The following is a 1,522-nucleotide window of genomic DNA, read 5'->3' on the forward strand; positions in this document are numbered from 1 at the left end:
CAGAAGCAGAACCAGGTCAGGCCGGCGGTGAGCAGGGCGTAGATGCCGGTCTCGATCCACTGGAAGGGCCAGAAGCGTTCCAGGGGCTGGTAGGTCGCCTGCTGCCGGTAACCAAGCCGGTTGATCTCGGCCAAGCACGAGTCCATGCCCTGTCCCGGTCCCGCTCCCGGCGGTGCGCAGGGTCCCGACGTGGTGGAGGTCTTGACGGCGGCTTCCACGCCGCTCGCGCGCCCGGACGGATCGATGAACTCGCTGGACAGGACCCAGGCACCGGCGTGGCCGGGGACGACCGAATCCAGCCTGACGTGCACGAACTGGTTTTCGTCCCGGTTTATGCCGATGCCATCCACGTTCGTCTTGCTGAGTTCGAAGGTCCCGGTGACCGGGGGCATCAAGTGGGGACGGACCAGCAGCGGCATGGCGAGCTGGATCGCGACGAAGACGGCCAGGGTGAGGGCCATGGCGGCCAGGGTGCGGCGCGCCAGCATGCCCACGGTCACGCCCAGGACGAAGGCGAAGGCCGCGTACCCCATCGGCGCGATGCCGCGCGCGCCGAACACCAGGGGAGCCATCAGGGCCAGGTCCGGAGCGGCCGACTTGTCCAGGGGAGCGGACCACCAGGTCACCGCGAGGCCGCACACGCCGGCGGCGACCACGGCCGTCAGGCCGGTGAGCCCGAGCTTGACCGCCAGCCAGCGGCCGCGGGTGATGCTCTGGTTCCACACCAGCAGGTGCGTGCCCGTCTCCAGCTCACGGGTGATCAACGGCGCTCCCCAGAAGAGCCCGACCAGTGCCGGCAGGATCAGCACGACGAGGCTGAGGGCCATGAAGGGGAGGTCGTACTCGCCGAAGAAGCGGTCGTAGAAGCGGTCGCAGGAGCTGTCCTGCGTGCAGGCGGTGATCCCGGCGGAGTAGCCGGAGGCCAGGTCCGGCCCGGTGAGGGCCAGAGTGGCGACGAGAACCAGGAGTGCGGCGGCCATCATCGTGGCCGAGCCGCGGAACTGGCGCCAGGTCAGCCAGATCATCGTCGCACCTCCAGGGCGGCCCGCCGGTTCTCGGCGGTGCGCTTCTCCATGTAGGCCAGGACGAGGTCCTCCAGGCCGAGCCGGCTGACCGTCCAGGCGGGGTCGTGGATCGGGGCGTCGGTACGGACCACGTACGTGCTCTGCCGGTCGGTGTGGCGCGCGGAGACCACGTGCTGGTCGGCGGGGAGGCGGTCGGGGTCGCGGCGCGGGCCGGTGAGCCGGTGATGGGTGGACAGCAGCTTCTCGGTCTCCCCGGCGACCTGGACGCGGGAGTCGACCAGCACGACCAGGAAGTCGCAGACCCGTTCCAGGTCGGAGACCAGGTGGGAGGAGAGCACGACGCTGAACTCGTGCTCGACGGTGGCCTCCATCAGCCCCTGCATGAACTCGCGGCGGGCCAGCGGGTCCAGTGAGGCCACGGGCTCGTCCAGGATCAGCAGTTCGGGCCGTTTGGCCAGGCCGAGGGTGAGGGCGAGCTGGGCGCGCTCGCCGCCGGA

At 70.3% G+C, this 1,522-nt stretch carries 1 protein-coding gene and 1 pseudogene; both read right to left on the reverse strand.

The features are described from left to right. Positions 1-1,025 (reverse strand): ABC transporter permease (locus tag ACVCAG_RS45690; protein ID WP_440089918.1); only part of this gene is annotated, 1,025 nt, incomplete at its 3' end. Further along, positions 1,022-1,522 (reverse strand): annotated as a pseudogene (locus ACVCAG_RS45695) (ABC transporter ATP-binding protein); the annotation flags it as partial. The gene ACVCAG_RS45690 and the pseudogene ACVCAG_RS45695, both read right to left, overlap by 4 nt.

It is taken from the genome of Streptosporangium sp. G12 (assembly GCF_052983175.1).